The sequence below is a fragment of the Paraburkholderia sp. A1BS-2L genome (assembly GCF_051125205.1).
In the GTDB taxonomy this organism is placed as follows: domain Bacteria; phylum Pseudomonadota; class Gammaproteobacteria; order Burkholderiales; family Burkholderiaceae; genus Paraburkholderia.
In genome coordinates, this window is sequence record NZ_CP120430.1 from 12,276 (window position 1) to 27,159 (window position 14,884).

Consider the following 14,884-nt stretch of genomic DNA (forward strand, 5'->3'; position numbering starts at 1 on the left):
AGCATCTTGATATGGAAAGGCGACCATGGAGTCGATCCGCACGTTGAAGTATTTTCTCGCCATCGTCGATGCGGGAAGCGTCACCGGCGCGGCCGCCCAGCTCGGGATGGCCCAGCCAGCGCTCAGCCAGGCGATTACCCGGCTGGAGAAGGATCTGGGCGTGAAGCTGCTGGCGCGCACGCGCCGCGGCGCCGCCCTGACACCTGCCGGCGAAGCGATCGCCGAGGATATTCGTCTTAGCGTTTCGCGGATCGAAGCGGCCGAAAAGCGGGCGCGCGATATCGGCGCACAACGCGGCGGCAGGCTGACCATCGGCTTCGCGTCCGCGGCGCTGTTTGAGGTCATGCCCAGGGCGATAGCGGCGTTGCGCGCGGCGGTCCCTCATGTCGAGCTGACATTGCGCGAAATGAGCAACGCGGAACAAGCCAGCGCGCTCGAATCCGGCGAGATCGACATTGGGCTGCTGCATACGCCGGTTGCGGTGGGCGGCAGAATGCGCGAAAAGCTGATCGTGCGCGAGCGCTTGCAGGCAGTCGTGCAGGCGTCGCATCCGCTGGGCGAGGATGGCAAGCTCGGCCTCGCGGAACTGGCACGCATGGGGCTGGTGTGGTTTCCGCACGGACACTTGCCGGTGGTGCGAGCGGGCATCCTCAGCGCGTTTCGCAAGTTCGGTTGCGAAGCCAATATCGTTCAGGATGCCAATCGATCGCTGACAGTGCTCGCCTGCGTTGCCGCGGGTTGCGGCGCTTCGCTGTTGCCGCAATCCGTCAAGGCGATCCAGTTCGAAGGCGTGCGCGTATGCGAGGTGCGGGAAGGCGACGCGCTGCCGCTATTCGAACTCAGTGCGATCTGGCCGCATCGTTCACGTCCTACGCTGGCCGACAAATTTGCAGCGCTGTTAAGCACGTGTTGATTCGTGCGTCGGACTTCGAGTTGCACTTTGGACACGACTGAGTAGCCGGATAGAAACCGGTCCGGTGATGGAGCCAGGCACGGAGGTGTGGCCCAAGCTCGCAGCGCCGGTTCGCTGACAGACATACGGGCGCGGCGCATTCGAACAGAATGCGGCCCATACCCAATACAGACCCGCCTGCCAATGCGCAAGTCGGGCGCTATCAGCACACTCGGGGAAAGCACATGCACACCACTCGTTTTCGGCCATCTACTCTGGGTGGTCTGTTGGCGGCGCTCACATTTGCTGCTGCACCCGCAGCTTCAGCCCATACCAGCGCGCCAGGCAGCGAGCCCACCGTGACGGCCATCTATGGCATCGCCCTGTACAAACCCTTCACCGCGATGCCGGAGTGCCCCTTCAAGCCGAACAGCTATCCGGGCGTCCACAACTCCTACACCGACGAAACCCCGCACCCGTGCTTTGAACACGCCGACCGCTCGCTGATTGGCACGGCCCCAACAGGTACGGAGACACTCGACGTCATGTACCCCGTGGACAAGTATCCCGAGATGTACACCAGTTTGCGCATCAGCCTCATCAAGGGCGTCGTGCACGGCGTCTACCTGTTGAGGCCGGGCGTCGACACGCAGGTACATGACTATGCATTCCTGGAGTACAAGTTCGGCAAGCCCCAGGTCAAACGCTCCGTCACCGTACAAGACCGGATGCGCGGCACCTACGAGGTCATCGAGGCGCGCTGGCAACGACCGGGCGGCGTCTCACTGTCGTTCACCGGCGCGGCCGACGCGCCTAACGCCGGAGAATTCACGGCAACGACGCCGCAGGAAGGTGCGCGGCAGCAGGCCCAGGACGGCCAGCGGCAAGGCCTGCCAAAGCTGTAACGCTTTGACCAGGTTATCCATGGTCCGGCTGATATTGTCGAGTCAGAAGGCCCTGCTTCTCTGGCCCTGTCTGTCCGCGTGTTTCCGCGTGTTTCGCGGCGCAATTTGAAAGGATGTGCGGCTTTTGGCGAGCGTTTCAATCGGCTTACCTGTTTGCACCGTAAGCCTTTTGTTCTTTGCAAAAAAAGGGCCGCGCCGCATGAGCGCAGCCCGCAAATCACACACGCAGCGAGAATTTTCAGTGCCGCTAGGTCAGGATAATCTTCTGACGAAGGAAATCACTCAGGCGTTTCCCCTACAAAATGTAAGCCAACAACGATGACAACCCGGTTCGGTGCGAGTGATGGTCACAGCATCGGCGCGCTCCACCCGTACTTCTCAGACACGGACGCGCTCACTCGTAGCCCGTGTCTGCACCCAACGTGATGATCTGGGTGCGGCGCAGGTAATCGCCGGCGGAAAAAGCACCCAGCCTGCGCGTGGATTTATTCGCATATACAAGGCCGCTTTCGGGTCACGACGACGCGTCTTCAGTTTCAGGCGCCGACGCGGCCCCGGTTTCCACAGCAAAGGCTGCGCCCGGGATCAACAGGACTGGGCACGACGACATGCGCACGAAGCGCTCAGCGACACTGCCGAGCATGAGCCGCTTCACGCCGCGCCGCCCATGCGTGCCCATGACGACAAGGTCGCAATGCGTCGCGCGCGCTACTTCGAGAATGCGCTCGGGAACACTGCCCCCGGGCGCGTCGACTTCGACGACGCGCGGGGTGCCTCGTACACCGTTGAACTGCATGGCCGCAAGCGCTTCGTCCTTCAGGCGCCGGCCTTCCTTTAGCAGCGCTTCGTGCACGTGCATCGGATTGCCGCCGGGCATCTCATAGGCCGAGATCGGCACCTCGACCACAAAGAGCGGGATGAGCTCTGCCCCGCTCTCGCGCGCGATCGACAGTGCGAATTTGAACGCGCTCTGCGACGTTGCGCTGCCGTCTATCGGCGCCAGGATTCGTTCGTACATGGTCACACCTCGTTGCTGCTCTAACGTAACGTTCAATCTAGGCGTGGCCCCGGTTTTCTGACTGATGTGGATCAATCAACGCCAGGCACCCGGCCGTGCTTCACGGAAGTCGAATGGAGCGCATGGAGAAGCAGGCATGTTCGCTAGCGCAGCGACTCCTGTGTGAAGCGAGAATTTTTACGCTTGATTGGCGGGTGTTGCGTCAACCGGACTCGACCGCGGCGCGGCGCATAAGCGCCACGCGTTTCTATGACTGAGCACCTTCGAGCGCGGCACACTGTGCGTTTTCCCCATTTCGCAAGCTTTCCTTCGCTGTGCGGGACCGTGCGGCATGCTACGATCGGTCACGCGATTCCACTTCGATCTGGGCGGGCCATGGCGACGTTGTATGACTTCCTGGGCGTGCATGACGACGCGAGTGATGAGGAAATCAAGCGGGCCTACCGCAGGGCCGCGATGAAAGCGCATCCTGACCGCAATATGGGACGCGAAGCATCCGCACATGCGCAGTTTCAGGAGATCAAGGAGGCTTACGCGATCCTCTCAGATCCCGCGCAGCGTCGCGTTTATGATGCGGTTTATGCCGAGGAAATGGGGCGTCTGGCCCGTGAGCAGGAAGAAGAAGCGCGTTTGCAAGAGGCGGCACGCCAGGCGGCGTATGCGCGTTATGTAGCTGTGGCGATGCGCTTCGCAGAACAGGGCCACAACCGCGACGTCGTGTTCGGCGTGCTACTTGGTCGCGAATGTGAGCCACAAATGGCGGAGCGAATCGCAGTTGGCGCGGTCGAGTTGCATTTGTCGCGCCAGAACCGTACCTCCCGTCGCCAGCAATCTGACGATTCCACATCGCCCAACTCGAAAGAGCCACGCAGCGCAATGCCAGAATCTGCGCCAGAGAGCGAGTGCAAAAGAGAGCCGCTTGATGGCCGCTCGCACGAGAACTTCTTTAATGCGATCTGGCGCGGAATGTTCGGGTTCGTCGTGCCGGGCGATCCCCCTTCGCGTGAGGAACGCTGATGCCTGGCTGCCGGCGCTGTCCGACGGTCTCGCCGTGACAGACTGCCGGAATCGATCGCAGGCCCGTAACTAGCGAACGGCCGCCTCAAAGCGCTCCTGCTTGTTGGGTGCAAAGATCCAGCTTCTTGCTGGCGCCCGTGATCGAGTCACTCGTTCAAGCTCTCAGCTCCATTGCGTTGTTCACGCCGGACGCCGTTGGTGTCCAGAAAGGCGGGTTCCTCATGATTGGCGCGGCGCTGGGTCTCAATCCGCAAACATGCATCGCAACGGCGTTCGCGCGTCGTATTCGCGATCTGCTGGCAGGTCATGGAATGGCGCCAGTTGATCAGGCTTGACGCCAGTTGATCAGGCTTGACGCATCGACGGCGTGCATAGCACCTCGAGAAGATCGTTGCGGACACAATCGATGGCAACGATCGGTTACTGAATTTTGCTCCCCCGGCGTGAGGCTCGGTCTTCCTCTTACACGCCAGCGCCTTGCCTGACGCCAACGGTTCGGAGGCTGTGCTTTCAAGGTTGCTTTTGGCGAAGTACCGGGCCGAGCCAATTGCCGATCTCCTGCGCACTCATCAAGCCGCTTCGGCGGTCCACCTCGATTCCGCCGCGAAACAGCACAAGCGTCGGAATACTGCGAATCCGGAATTGCGTCGCAACTTGTGGGTTTGCGTCGGTTTCGATCTTTGCAAAGAGGGCGCGCGCTTTGAGCTCAGCCGCGGCGGTGGCGAACTGCGGCGCCATGGCCCGACATGGACCGCACCATTGCGCCCAAAAGTCGACGAGCACCGGCAGATCATTTCGGCCGACATAGGACGTGAAGTTGCTCGTGTTCAGATGGACCGGTTCATCGCCAAGCAACGGCTCGCCGCAGGCCCCACAGACGGCGGAAGCGTCGAGTCGTGCCGCATCGATGCGGTTGACCCGCATGCAATGGCTGCAAACGATGTGCATTTTTCTCTCCTTCGTTTCCATGTCGAGCCCGAGGCGCGGCCTGGAGAAACATCAGTTCGCGTCCTTGCCGCTTGCTTCCGATCTTGACGCTGAACTCGCGGGAGTCCGCGGACTCCGTCCGGATTCGGACCGCGGCTTCGGGGCGACAGTTTCGTCCGTTGCGCCCGGGGTGGAACCGGAGGGGGACGCTGGGGCGGACATCACTGATGTGGCCGGTGTCGGAATAATGTCGAAGAGCAACCCAGCCGATACAACGAAGATCGCGGCTGATAGTATGAATATCATGGCATCCACCTCACGCTCGTAAATAGCCTCGGCGGCCGGACGGCTCACATCGCTTATCCGCCCAACGCAATAATCGAAATCGTAAGCAGCCCACAGCGACCATCGCGAGGCAGGCTTTCATTGCCCCCCGCCGCGGTATAGCGCGCGAGCGCAGATCCTGCGGTGGGTACGCATATCGTCTCGGCTGAAGTTCGACAAACTCATTTGCGCCGACTGCCAGCGCGAATCGCCGCTACAAAAGGTATACGAACGATGTGCTGATTACTTGATTTCCGTCAATCGCGAGCCCTCGCACTGAAGATCGCGATGAGCGGGCGGAGAATCCCTTTTAGCGATCAGACCGGCGATATTGAATTACATCGCGCACAGTGAAGTCGCAAGGCGAAATCGGGACCGTGAGCTCATCAAGCTCGGACACACTGTTCGACTGATCGCCCCACAGTTCGTCCGGCCTTACTTGCTGAGCAACAAGACCGACGCGGCCGAAACCTGGAAACCGCGTGATGGGGAGGCTGTGATCCAGGTCAATCGTTGAGGATTTTTCTTCACTACTGTCTACACAACGGGTGGTTCTCGCGGGCACACGGAGCACCGAAACGCTGAAACACGCAAGGAAAAGACGCCATGGATAAAGCTTTTTCGCGCAAGGCCGCGCACGCCGCGAACCCGGCGCCAGTAGCTTACCGCACGCCTGACGAGCGGGCTGCCGAGGGCCGGGTCATTCGCGATCACGTACCCCGGGCGTCGCAGGCGGGATGGCGGCTGCCCGAGCAGCGCCGCAATGTGATCGAACTGCTCGAAGAGTCCAACGCGGGCCGCTTGCCGCACCTGATCCCCATCCGCTTCGGTCGAATGTCCGCCTCGCCGTTTGCGTTCTATCGAGGCGCCGCCGCCATCATGGCTGCGGACCTTGCCACGACGCCGACGAGCGGCTTGCGCGTGCAGGCGTGCGGCGATGCGCATCTGATGAACTTCGGCGGGTTTGCGACCCCCGAGCGCAACGTGATCTTCGACATCAACGATCTCGACGAGACACTGCCGGCTCCCTTCGAGTGGGACCTGAAGCGGCTTGCCGCGAGCGTGGTGATTGCGGCACAGCATCTCGAGCTGCCTTACAGCGACACCGTGCGTCTCACGACCGATCTCGTGCGCCAGTACCGCGAACGTATGCACGACTATGCCTACATGCGCGCGCTCGATGTCTGGTACGACCGGATTGATTTGCAAAAGTATGAGGACAAGTCAGGCGATCCGGATATCGTCGAGTATGCGCGCAAGCGCCTTGCGCAACGGATCGAAGTCGAGCGACGAAAGACCGTGCCGGATCACCTCTATCCCAAGCTCGTTACCGAGGAGGGCGGGAGGCCGCGTATCAAGGACGAGCCGCCGCTCATCTTTCACCCTGATGCGGAACTGGCGCCTGGCCTCGAGTCAGGCTATGCCGAGTCGCTGGCCTCGTATCGCGAGAGTCTCGCCGAGCATGTGCGCGTGTTGTTCGATCGGTTCCATCTGGTTGACCTCGCGGCCAAGGTAGTGGGTGTGGGCAGCGTCGGCACGATGTGCAGTGTGGGCCTCCTCATGGCCTCCGATAACGACCCGCTATTTCTGCAGGTGAAGGAGGCCAGAGCTTCGGTCCTGGAGCCGTATGCGGGAAAGAGTCTGCATTCCAACCATGGTCAGCGGGTGATTGCGGGCCAGCGCATCATGCAGTCCGCAAGTGACGTGTTTCTCGGCTGGACTCGCGGACAGAACGGGCGCGACTTCTATATCAGGCAACTGCGCGACGTGAAGATGTCTGTCGTTATCGAAGCACTGGATGCCAGAATGCTCCGGCAATACGGACGCATGTGCGCGCATGCGCTTGCGCGGGCTCATGCGCGCTCCGGGGATGCCGCGATGATTGCCGGATACATGGGTTCGGGCGGGGCTTTCGACGACGCCATCACTGAGTTCGCAACGGAATACAGCGGGCAGAACCGGAACGATTATCGAGAGTTCATTCGGGCAATTCGTGAAGGTCGGATCGAGGCGGTAATGGATGACTGAGCCGCGAACGCCATGCCGGCGTCTCTAGTCAGCTCTGGCCGGCTGGCGGCGTGCTCAATGCCGATAAATATCGGCCATCTCACCCGCGGAATTAGGCCGTGTCGCAGCGCCATACCTTAGCCGCTCGGCATGAGCCCGATGCCGATGCGCATGCAGGACGGGCCGCTTCGATTCCGGCGGCATGGTGGAGACCTCGCGCACATTGTGTGCATTTTTGGGAACCCATCCGCCCTTGACCATGGCCTGCGAGAGCAGCGCTTTGGTTTCCGGCGTATTGCCGCGTTGCGCGATGGCGCTGCTGGTCGTTTCGATCACGCAATCCCATTGGGCCGCAGCCGCGCATTCGCGCGCCTGCGCGAGCAGGGTATCGTAGGCATCGGGCTGTGGCGTGGGTGTTGTCGCGATGGCGGGTGTTGTCGCGATGGCGGGCGCGGACGCATTCGCGATCACATAGCGATCGGGTTCGGCGGGCGCCTCACGCTGCGGTGTGGCCACGTGATACTTCACGCCAATCGCGACCATGAGCAGGAAGAAACAGAAGCTTACCGCAAGGCTGAACCATGCGCCGCCGGTCAGGCGCGCGGGATCGTTGCTTCTTGCGGAGGCTTCGGGGCCGTTGACGTGGTCCGGCTCCCGGTCTTCGCATTCCCCTGGCTCTGGCTGGGGCGGCATCGTCATGGAACGATTCTCCTCTTGCTTCGCTTCTCGAAGGCCGCCACGATCGATCATCCCTGGCAGATGCAAAAAGCATAGAAATCCGCGGGGCGAAAGGCAACTCTCCTGGAAAGGGCCAGTGCGCGGATGGAAAAATGGCACAAAACGAATAAGCGAATGAGACAGAACAAGCGGAACAAACGGGCAGTTTTTCTTTGTTCAGAAGAAAATTGCCAACAAGATTTCCGATTGCCATTTCCAGTTAAACGTTGTGCACCCAGCGGCTTTGCAAAGACGCAAAAATAGCGCCCGCCCAGGCATTCATGACGCTTGTGTTCTGTCACGATGCCGCTCGCCTTCTATGGCATCGGATTTTGTTCACGTCTACTGAAACGAACGGCTGTGTCACGCCCCGTGGCGCAGCTTTTTCCATCAGAGGACGCCATGCGCAACGCTTCCGTTTCCACGTCGCCCAAATCGCGCGCGACCGCCGCCGCACGGCTCGAACGCTTGCCGTTTTCCGGCTATCACAAGCTGATTTTCCTGATCATCGCACTCGCGTTTTTCTTCGACTCGGTCGATCTCGGCACCATGACTTTCGTGCTCGGCTCGATCAAGAAGGAGTTTGGCCTGTCGAGCGCGCAGGCCGGGCTCGTGGCAAGTGCGAGCTTCTTCGGCATGACGATCGGCGCCGCGGTGGCGGGGCTGCTCGCCGACCGCTTCGGCCGCCGTCCGGTGTTTCAATGGAGCATGGTGCTGTGGGGCATCGCATCGTATCTGTGCTCGACCGCGCACGATGTCAACTCGCTCATCGTTTACCGGATCCTGCTCGGCTTTGGCATGGGCATGGAGTTCCCGATCGCGCAGGCGTTGCTTTCCGAGTTCGTGCCCTCCGCGCAGCGCGGCCGCATGGTTGCGTTGATGGACGGCTTCTGGCCGCTCGGCTTCATTACCGCAGGCATCGTCGCGTACTTCGTGTTGCCCGCGCTCGGCTGGCGCGCCGTGTTCGCGCTGCTCGCGATTCCCGCGGTGTTCGTGCTCGTCGTGCGCCGGATCGTGCCGGAGTCGCCGCGCTGGCTCGAGCATCGCGGGCGCCTCGTCGATGCCGACCGCGTGGTCTCGGACGTCGAGGCGCGCGTGATGCGCTCCATGAGGCTGACGCGCTTGCCCGCCCCGCAGCCGCTCGCGCAACCCGCATCGTCGCGCGGGCGCAGCGCATTGCGCGAGATCTGGAGCCCTGCTTACCGCCGCCGCACGACGATGGTGTGGCTGCTGTGGTTCTTCGCGCTGCTCGGTTTTTATGGGCTCACTTCGTGGCTCGGCGCGCTGTTGCAGCAGGCCGGCTTCGCGGTCACGCAGTCGGTGTTCTACACGGTGCTGATCTCGCTGGGCGGGATACCCGGCTTTCTGTGCGCGGCGTGGCTCGTCGAGCGCTGGGGCCGCAAGCCCACCTGCGTTGCGTCGCTCGTGGGCGGCGGCGCGATGGCGTTCGTCTACGGGCAAACGGCGCTGCATGGCGCGAGCATCGTATTGCTGGTCGGCACGGGGCTCGTGATGCAGTTCTTCCTGTTCGCGATGTGGGCCGCGCTCTATACCTATACGCCCGAACTCTACGGCACCGGTGCACGCGCGACGGGCTCGGGGTTCGCCTCGGCGATCGGGCGGGTCGGCTCGCTGATCGGCCCCTACGTGGTGGGCGTCGTGCTGCCGTTGTTCGGCCAGGGCGGCGTGTTCACGCTCGGCGCGCTGTCGTTTGTGGTTGCGGCGCTGGCCGTGTGGGTGCTCGGCATCGAGACGAAGGATGCCTCGCTCGAAGCGCTGGAATCGTCGGATGCCGGCGCCGGAATGGCGGCGGCTGCCCGCGAGAAAGCCTCGCTGAATTAAGAGGCCGAGGCGCGCTGGCGCGCGGGCAAGGAGCCGATCGGTATTTCGCCTTGAACTTTATTGCTCAGATCAATGACTATTCGGATCGTCGCAACGCTTGTGATCATCGCAAGCGTTGCTTCGAGCCGCGCAGCCGATCAAGCCTCGCGGTAGGTGCCCTTTGCCTTCGCCGCATGTGTGGCCAGGATGTCCATCAGCGCGGGACTGAGACAATCATAGGGTTCCAGGCCCTTGTCGCGCAGGGTTTGCCGGACTTGCTCCATCTTTGAAGGCGGCGTGCCGCTTTCGATGATCGACGAAACGAACGCCGCGAAGCCCGGGCCATCCCAGCCGGTATCGGCGGACAGTTCCGTATGGATGAAATCGAGCCCGTAGAACGCATGGTCCTTATTCTCGATGCGGCCATACAAATGCGTGCCGCAGGCGGTGCACGCATGGCGCTGGATCGGCGCTTTCTCGTCGACGACCTTCAACTTTTCGCCGTGCGCAACGACGGACAGCTTCTCGCGCGGCACGACCCCCACGACCGAGAACAGCGCGCCCGCGGGCTTCCAGCACTTGCTGCAACCGCATGCGTGGTTGAACAGCACCTGTGAAGCAACCTGCACTTCAACCGGGTTATCGCTGCACTTGCAACGCAGCGTGCCTCCCGCGAAATTCTCGGTGCCTTTTTTGATGCCCCGATCGACGGTCGGATGTAACGCGATGGTCATGATGTGTCTCCGTGATGGCTTGTGAAGTGAACAGTCGCGTGGACTGGTTTGCCCGTGCTTTGCTGGGCGAAAGCGGCTGCTGAGGATACTGGGCACGAGTATAGGTCAAATACTGCCGGGGAGTATACGAGGGAACCCTGCGAAACAACGCTGCGAACGGCCGTGATGTGCCCCTGCATGTCTGGCGGGCACGGGACGCTCCGGCATGCAATACGTTTTAGAAAAACTTAAGCATCGTGCACTAGCACACCTCTATTCTTCGATTTTTTGAGTCCATATGCTTGGGGCCTTGTTGTTATTGTTCGCCCCGAACACCACTCCTTTAGAACAGGAATGCCCATGATTGCCATGAAGAAGACGCTGGTGTGCGTCGCGCTGTCCGTTGCGGCGCTTTCCGCCCACGCGAAGGAATTGACCGAGTTGAAGTTTGGCGTCGATCCGACCTATGCCCCGTTCGAGTCCAAAGCGCCGGACGGCAAGCTCGTGGGTTTCGAAATCGACCTCGGCAACGAAATCTGCAGGCGGCTTCGCGCAAAGTGCATCTGGGTCGAAACCGCGTTCGACGGCATCATTCCTGCACTGCAGGGCCGCAAGTTCGATGCGATCATGTCCGCGATGTCGGTGACGCCGCAGCGCGAAGCGCAAGTGGCCTTCTCGACCATGTTGTTCAAGACGCCGAGCGCGTTGATCGGGCCGCGCGGCGTGCGGCTCGAACCAACGGTCGCGTCATTGAAGGGCAAGAATATCGGCGTGGCGCAAGGCTCCACGCAGGAGGCCTATGCGAAGGCTTATTGGGCGCCGGCGGGCATCAACGTGACCTCGTACGCGAATCAGGAAGTGGTCTACACCGATCTGCGCGCGGGCCGCCTCGACGCCACGCTGACCGACATGATTTCCGGCAGCAACGGCTTTCTGAAAACGCCGCTGGGCCGCGATTACGCGTTTCTTGGCGCGCCGGTCAACGACGCGAAGACGCTGGGCGCCGGCGCGGCAATCGGTTTTCGCAAGAGCGATAACGCATTGCGCGAGATGATCGATCAGACGATTGGCGAGATGATCAAGGACGGGACCTATCAAAAGATCGCGCGGCGTTATTTTGATTTCGACGTGCTGGCGAGTTGAAGTTTCCGGAGCCTCAAGCGATCACGCTCAGCAGGCTCTCGTTGCGCTGCTGCTGCTCCTTGCCACGGGTGACGAGCCAGCGGTGAAACTGGCGGCAATGCGGCCGGTCGAATGCGTTCGGCTTCCACTTGAGAAAGTAGGGCGACGGCAACGCAAGCCCGAGCGCGAAAGGCATGACGAGGCGGCCTGCGGCCAGGTCGTCGGTAATCATCGAGCCTTGCGCGAGCGTGAACCCGTAGCCGTCGATGGCCGCCTGAATCGCCACGCTCGAAAGCGAGAACACGAGGCGGTTTTCGTCGAAATCGGCGCAATCGACATCGTTGGCGGCGAACCATTCGCGCCATGACGGCGGCGAGGCGAACTTCGGCTGCCAGTCCACCGTGATTAACGGGTAGGCGAGGAGACCGGCCGGCGTCTCGAGCGGCGTGCCCGACTCCAGCAGACGCGGGTTGCACACGGGCACCACGCAATCGCGGAACAGTTCAACCGCATTCTCCGTATTCAGGCCGCGCTCGCCATAGCTGATGCGAAAGTCGATTTCGTAGCCGTCCGGCGACGGCTCTGTGTGCGTGCCATCGAGATACACACTCAGTTCGGGATGCTGACGCTGCCATTCGAGCACGCGGGGCGCGAGCCATTTCGACACCAGCGAAGGCAGCGCGCTGACACTCAGATTGCGCGTGTTCTTCGCGCGTTCTATTTCGGCATGCGCCACGCGCAGGCTTTCGAAGGCCGCAGCGCAACTCTCGTGGTACTGCCGGCCGATCGCGGTGAGGCGCAGCCGCTTGCCGTCCTTTTGCGTGAGATGCATTCCCAGCGTGTCTTCCAGCAGTTTGATCTGCTGGCTGACCGCGCCCGCGGAAATGCCTAGCCGCCGGGCTGCTTCGGTGATGCCGCCGCATCGGCCGACGGCTTCGAAGATCTGCAGCGCGCGCAATGGAGGAAAGCTGTTCGTCGTCATTTCGTTATCGCTCGAATCGCTGGCGGGATTTCACGGTTTAGAAACTCTAAACGAACAGGCAGGTTTTTACATCTATTCTTTTGCTTTATGGCTTTTTATCCTTGGAACCCAATACACGAAATCGTCAAGGTGGAGGCAACGGAATGTTTTTGAGGAATGCATGGTACGTCGCGGCATGGGACGCGGAAGTGACGCGCGAACTCTCGCCAGTGACGCTGTTGGGCGAGTCCGTGGTGTTGTACCGGCGCGAGGACGGCACGCCTGTCGCGCTTGAAAACGCGTGTCCGCATCGCAAGCTGCCGCTTTCGATGGGCCGGCTCGTCGGCGATCAAGTCGAGTGCGGTTATCACGGTCTCACGTTCGATTGCGAGGGCGCGTGCGTACGCGCGCCGGGCAGCGCGAGGATCCCTTCCGGCGCGAAAGTGCGCAGCTACCCGCTGGCGGAACGTTACGGCCTGCTCTGGATCTGGATGGGCGATCCCGCACAGGCCGATCCCGCGAAGATCGTGCAGATCGACGAATGGGGCGATCCGGCGTGGGGCATGAATCGCGGCGATGCCATGACGGTGGACTGCCACTATCTCTATGTCACCGACAATCTGCTGGACCCTTCGCACGTTGCGTGGGTGCATCGCTCGTCGTTCGGCAATGCGGCCTGCGAAGCGGAACCGCTCAAGACGGAGGCGACCGCGCACGGCGTGACCGTGTCGCGCTGGATGCGCGATGTGGAGGTGGCACCGTTCTACGCGCAGTTCGTGCGCTTCGCAGGACGTTGCGACCGCAAGCAGCATTACGAAGTGCGTTTTCCGTCGCACGCGATCATCAAGGCTGTCTTCACGCCGGCCGGCACGGGCGGCGACGATGCACCGCTTCATACCGATGTGTTCCTGATGAACTCGTATAACTTCATGACTCCGGTGGACGCATCGCATACGCGCTACTACTGGTTTCAGACGCGCAACTTCGCGCCCGACGAAGAACAGGTGTCGCGTCAGTTCGACGAGGACGTGCGCCATGCGTTCGAGGAAGACCGCGCGGTGTTGACGGCCGTGCACGCGGGCATGCAGAACGCGCGCACGCCGAACATCGACCTCGCCATCGACGCGGGGCCGCTGCGCTTCAGGCGCGCGCTCGCGCAGATGATCGAGCGCGAGCAGCAGACGGAAAATCTTTCGCTTGCGCCGACTCACGTCGTGCAACGCGAGCGCGTGGAGCCATGAAATGAGTGACGCTGGCAAGACCGCGGCGGAACTGGCGAGCCGTGCGCCTACTGGCTTTCGCCGCTTGCGCGTGAGCGCGCGCACGCGCGAAAGCGCATCGATCGTTTCGTTCGAACTCGTGCCTGCCGATGGCGAGGCGTTGCCTGCGTTCGTGGCCGGGCAGTTCGTGACTTTGCGCTTGCCCTTGCCGGGCGGCGAGCCTCTGCTGCGCACCTACAGCCTCTCGGGCGACCCGGCCGATACGGCGCGCTGGCGGATTTCCGTCAAGCGCGAACCGGCCCCGGCAGGGCGCGAGGACCTGGCGCCGGGCCGCGGCTCGTCGTATCTGCACGACGCGGTGCAGGTTGGCGACGAACTCGAAGCGGCGGGCCCGTCGGGCGCGTTCGTGTGCGGCGACGACATCACGCGGCCCGTCGTGCTGATGAGCGGCGGCGTGGGTTTGACGCCGCTCGTCAGCATGCTGCATCGGCTTCGGGCGATGGCGGGCGCGCGGGACCGGCGCGTGTATTTCATTCACGCGTGCGAGAACGGCGCGGTGCATGCGTTCGGCCGCGAAGTGCAGGCGGTGGCGGCCGAGTGTCCGAACGTGCGCGTGCACGTCTGCTACCGGCAGCCCGCCGCGCAAGATCGTCGGGCACAGACCTTCGACAGCGAGGGGCTGATCACGCGCGAGACGCTGCAAGGCTTGCTGCCGCTCGACGACTACGAAGTGTATCTATGCGGGCCGCCCGCGTTCATGCAGGCCAACTGGCGGCTCCTGCGCAGCCTCGGCGTGGCGCGCGAGCGCATTCATTACGAGTTCTTCGGCCCTGCAACCGTGCTGGAAGCCGATGCCGATGTGGAACCTGCGCGCGAAACATCGCCCGATGCGGTCCCGCGCACGGAGACGATCCGGGAAATCGATGCGCACGCAACCACTGTTCGATTTCATCCGGACGCTGCGCCCGTGGCGTGGGATGATCGCTGCGAGTCGCTGCTCGAACTGGCGGAGCAACATGGTTATGCCGTGCCGTTCAGTTGCCGTGTCGGCATCTGCAATACTTGCGTGACGCGGCTGGCGCAAGGCAACGTCGAGTACGCCACTGCGCCACTCGACCCGCCCGCTGAAGGTACGGTGCTGCTTTGCTGCGCGAAACCCGCGGGACACGTTACGCTCGCGTTGTCCGAGGCGTGCGCGCAAAGCGGCGCGGCGCGCTCCCCACAACCCGCTTGATGGCTC

At 62.2% G+C, this 14,884-nt stretch carries 15 protein-coding genes; 9 read left to right on the forward strand and 6 right to left on the reverse strand.

Annotated features, from left to right (window positions below):
- Positions 1 to 25 precede the first annotated feature (25 nt).
- A complete protein-coding gene (locus P5W98_RS24590) occupies positions 26 to 913 on the forward strand; it encodes a LysR family transcriptional regulator (RefSeq protein ID WP_421027380.1) in 888 nt (295 codons plus the stop codon).
- 338 nt (positions 914 to 1,251) lie between these two features.
- Positions 1,252 to 1,797 carry a hypothetical protein gene (locus tag P5W98_RS24595; RefSeq protein ID WP_421027381.1) on the forward strand — a complete coding sequence of 182 codons (546 nt, stop codon included), beginning with the start codon at positions 1,252 to 1,254 and terminating at the stop codon, positions 1,795 to 1,797.
- A 514-nt stretch (positions 1,798 to 2,311) separates the two neighbouring features.
- Here the strand turns inward: P5W98_RS24595 and P5W98_RS24600 are convergent.
- A complete protein-coding gene (locus P5W98_RS24600; protein ID WP_421027382.1) occupies positions 2,312 to 2,815 on the reverse strand; it encodes a universal stress protein in 504 nt (167 codons plus the stop codon).
- A gap of 375 nt (positions 2,816 to 3,190) precedes the next feature.
- Here P5W98_RS24600 and P5W98_RS24605 point away from each other — a divergent pair, with 375 nt between their 5' ends.
- Together P5W98_RS24605 and P5W98_RS24610 are read left to right on the forward strand one after the other, a co-directional pair.
- On the forward strand, positions 3,191 to 3,832 hold the full coding sequence (locus P5W98_RS24605) for a J domain-containing protein (protein ID WP_421027383.1): 642 nt from the start codon (positions 3,191 to 3,193) through the stop codon (positions 3,830 to 3,832).
- A 125-nt stretch (positions 3,833 to 3,957) separates the two neighbouring features.
- Positions 3,958 to 4,167, forward strand: a complete 210-nt coding sequence (locus tag P5W98_RS24610; RefSeq protein ID WP_421027384.1) for a hypothetical protein — start codon at positions 3,958 to 3,960, stop codon at positions 4,165 to 4,167.
- A 175-nt stretch (positions 4,168 to 4,342) separates the two neighbouring features.
- On the opposite strand, the gene trxC is transcribed toward P5W98_RS24610, so the two are convergent.
- The gene (gene trxC, locus P5W98_RS24615) at positions 4,343 to 4,780 is read right to left on the reverse strand and encodes a thioredoxin TrxC (RefSeq protein ID WP_434665383.1); all 438 of its coding nucleotides are present in this window, start codon (positions 4,778 to 4,780) and stop codon (positions 4,343 to 4,345) included.
- Between the two features lie 909 nt (positions 4,781 to 5,689).
- On the opposite strand from trxC, the gene P5W98_RS24620 reads away from it, so the two are divergent.
- Positions 5,690 to 7,111: a DUF2252 domain-containing protein gene (locus P5W98_RS24620; protein ID WP_421027386.1), complete on the forward strand. Its 1,422-nt coding sequence runs from the start codon at positions 5,690 to 5,692 to the stop codon at positions 7,109 to 7,111.
- Positions 7,112 to 7,165: 54 nt separating this feature from the next.
- On the opposite strand, the gene P5W98_RS24625 is transcribed toward P5W98_RS24620, so the two are convergent.
- Both P5W98_RS24625 and P5W98_RS24630 read right to left on the reverse strand, forming a co-directional pair.
- Positions 7,166 to 7,789 carry a hypothetical protein gene (locus P5W98_RS24625; RefSeq protein WP_421027387.1) on the reverse strand — a complete coding sequence of 208 codons (624 nt, stop codon included), beginning with the start codon at positions 7,787 to 7,789 and terminating at the stop codon, positions 7,166 to 7,168.
- A gap of 47 nt (positions 7,790 to 7,836) precedes the next feature.
- Positions 7,837 to 8,109: a hypothetical protein gene (locus tag P5W98_RS24630; RefSeq protein WP_421027388.1), complete on the reverse strand. Its 273-nt coding sequence runs from the start codon at positions 8,107 to 8,109 to the stop codon at positions 7,837 to 7,839.
- A 100-nt stretch (positions 8,110 to 8,209) separates the two neighbouring features.
- Between P5W98_RS24630 and P5W98_RS24635 the strand changes: the two genes are divergently transcribed.
- Positions 8,210 to 9,649, forward strand: a complete 1,440-nt coding sequence (locus P5W98_RS24635; protein ID WP_421027389.1) for an MFS transporter — start codon at positions 8,210 to 8,212, stop codon at positions 9,647 to 9,649.
- 137 nt (positions 9,650 to 9,786) lie between these two features.
- Here the strand turns inward: P5W98_RS24635 and gfa are convergent, their stop codons facing one another.
- Positions 9,787 to 10,362 carry an S-(hydroxymethyl)glutathione synthase gene (gfa, locus tag P5W98_RS24640; protein ID WP_421028010.1) on the reverse strand — a complete coding sequence of 192 codons (576 nt, stop codon included), beginning with the start codon at positions 10,360 to 10,362 and terminating at the stop codon, positions 9,787 to 9,789.
- A gap of 348 nt (positions 10,363 to 10,710) precedes the next feature.
- Between gfa and P5W98_RS24645 the strand changes: the two genes are divergently transcribed.
- Positions 10,711 to 11,484: an ABC transporter substrate-binding protein gene (locus P5W98_RS24645; RefSeq protein WP_421028011.1), complete on the forward strand. Its 774-nt coding sequence runs from the start codon at positions 10,711 to 10,713 to the stop codon at positions 11,482 to 11,484.
- 13 nt (positions 11,485 to 11,497) lie between these two features.
- On the opposite strand, the gene P5W98_RS24650 is transcribed toward P5W98_RS24645, so the two are convergent.
- Complete coding sequence (locus P5W98_RS24650) at positions 11,498 to 12,445, reverse strand: LysR substrate-binding domain-containing protein (protein WP_421027390.1); 948 nt, start codon at positions 12,443 to 12,445, stop codon at positions 11,498 to 11,500.
- A 143-nt stretch (positions 12,446 to 12,588) separates the two neighbouring features.
- Here P5W98_RS24650 and P5W98_RS24655 point away from each other — a divergent pair, with 143 nt between their 5' ends.
- Complete coding sequence (locus tag P5W98_RS24655; RefSeq protein ID WP_421027391.1) at positions 12,589 to 13,665, forward strand: Rieske 2Fe-2S domain-containing protein; 1,077 nt, start codon at positions 12,589 to 12,591, stop codon at positions 13,663 to 13,665.
- Between the two features lies 1 nt (position 13,666).
- A complete protein-coding gene (locus tag P5W98_RS24660) occupies positions 13,667 to 14,878 on the forward strand; it encodes a 2Fe-2S iron-sulfur cluster-binding protein (protein ID WP_421027392.1) in 1,212 nt (403 codons plus the stop codon).
- Positions 14,879 to 14,884: the final 6 nt, after the last annotated feature.

What these genes read in the sequence shown, in the direction of transcription:
- P5W98_RS24625 (WP_421027387.1), bottom strand. Translation starts at nt 7,789, where the DNA reads ATGACGATGCCGCCCCAGCCAGAGCCAGGGGAATGCGAAGACCGGGAG.
- gfa (WP_421028010.1), bottom strand. Translation starts at nt 10,362, where the DNA reads ATGACCATCGCGTTACATCCGACCGTCGATCGGGGCATCAAAAAAGGC.
- P5W98_RS24660 (WP_421027392.1), top strand. Translation starts at nt 13,667, where the DNA reads ATGAGTGACGCTGGCAAGACCGCGGCGGAACTGGCGAGCCGTGCGCCT.
- P5W98_RS24655 (WP_421027391.1), top strand. Translation starts at nt 12,589, where the DNA reads ATGTTTTTGAGGAATGCATGGTACGTCGCGGCATGGGACGCGGAAGTG.
- P5W98_RS24635 (WP_421027389.1), top strand. Translation starts at nt 8,210, where the DNA reads ATGCGCAACGCTTCCGTTTCCACGTCGCCCAAATCGCGCGCGACCGCC.
- trxC (WP_434665383.1), bottom strand. Translation starts at nt 4,780, where the DNA reads ATGCACATCGTTTGCAGCCATTGCATGCGGGTCAACCGCATCGATGCG.
- P5W98_RS24645 (WP_421028011.1), top strand. Translation starts at nt 10,711, where the DNA reads ATGAAGAAGACGCTGGTGTGCGTCGCGCTGTCCGTTGCGGCGCTTTCC.
- P5W98_RS24590 (WP_421027380.1), top strand. Translation starts at nt 26, where the DNA reads ATGGAGTCGATCCGCACGTTGAAGTATTTTCTCGCCATCGTCGATGCG.
- P5W98_RS24600 (WP_421027382.1), bottom strand. Translation starts at nt 2,815, where the DNA reads ATGTACGAACGAATCCTGGCGCCGATAGACGGCAGCGCAACGTCGCAG.
- P5W98_RS24650 (WP_421027390.1), bottom strand. Translation starts at nt 12,445, where the DNA reads ATGACGACGAACAGCTTTCCTCCATTGCGCGCGCTGCAGATCTTCGAA.
- P5W98_RS24605 (WP_421027383.1), top strand. Translation starts at nt 3,191, where the DNA reads ATGGCGACGTTGTATGACTTCCTGGGCGTGCATGACGACGCGAGTGAT.
- P5W98_RS24620 (WP_421027386.1), top strand. Translation starts at nt 5,690, where the DNA reads ATGGATAAAGCTTTTTCGCGCAAGGCCGCGCACGCCGCGAACCCGGCG.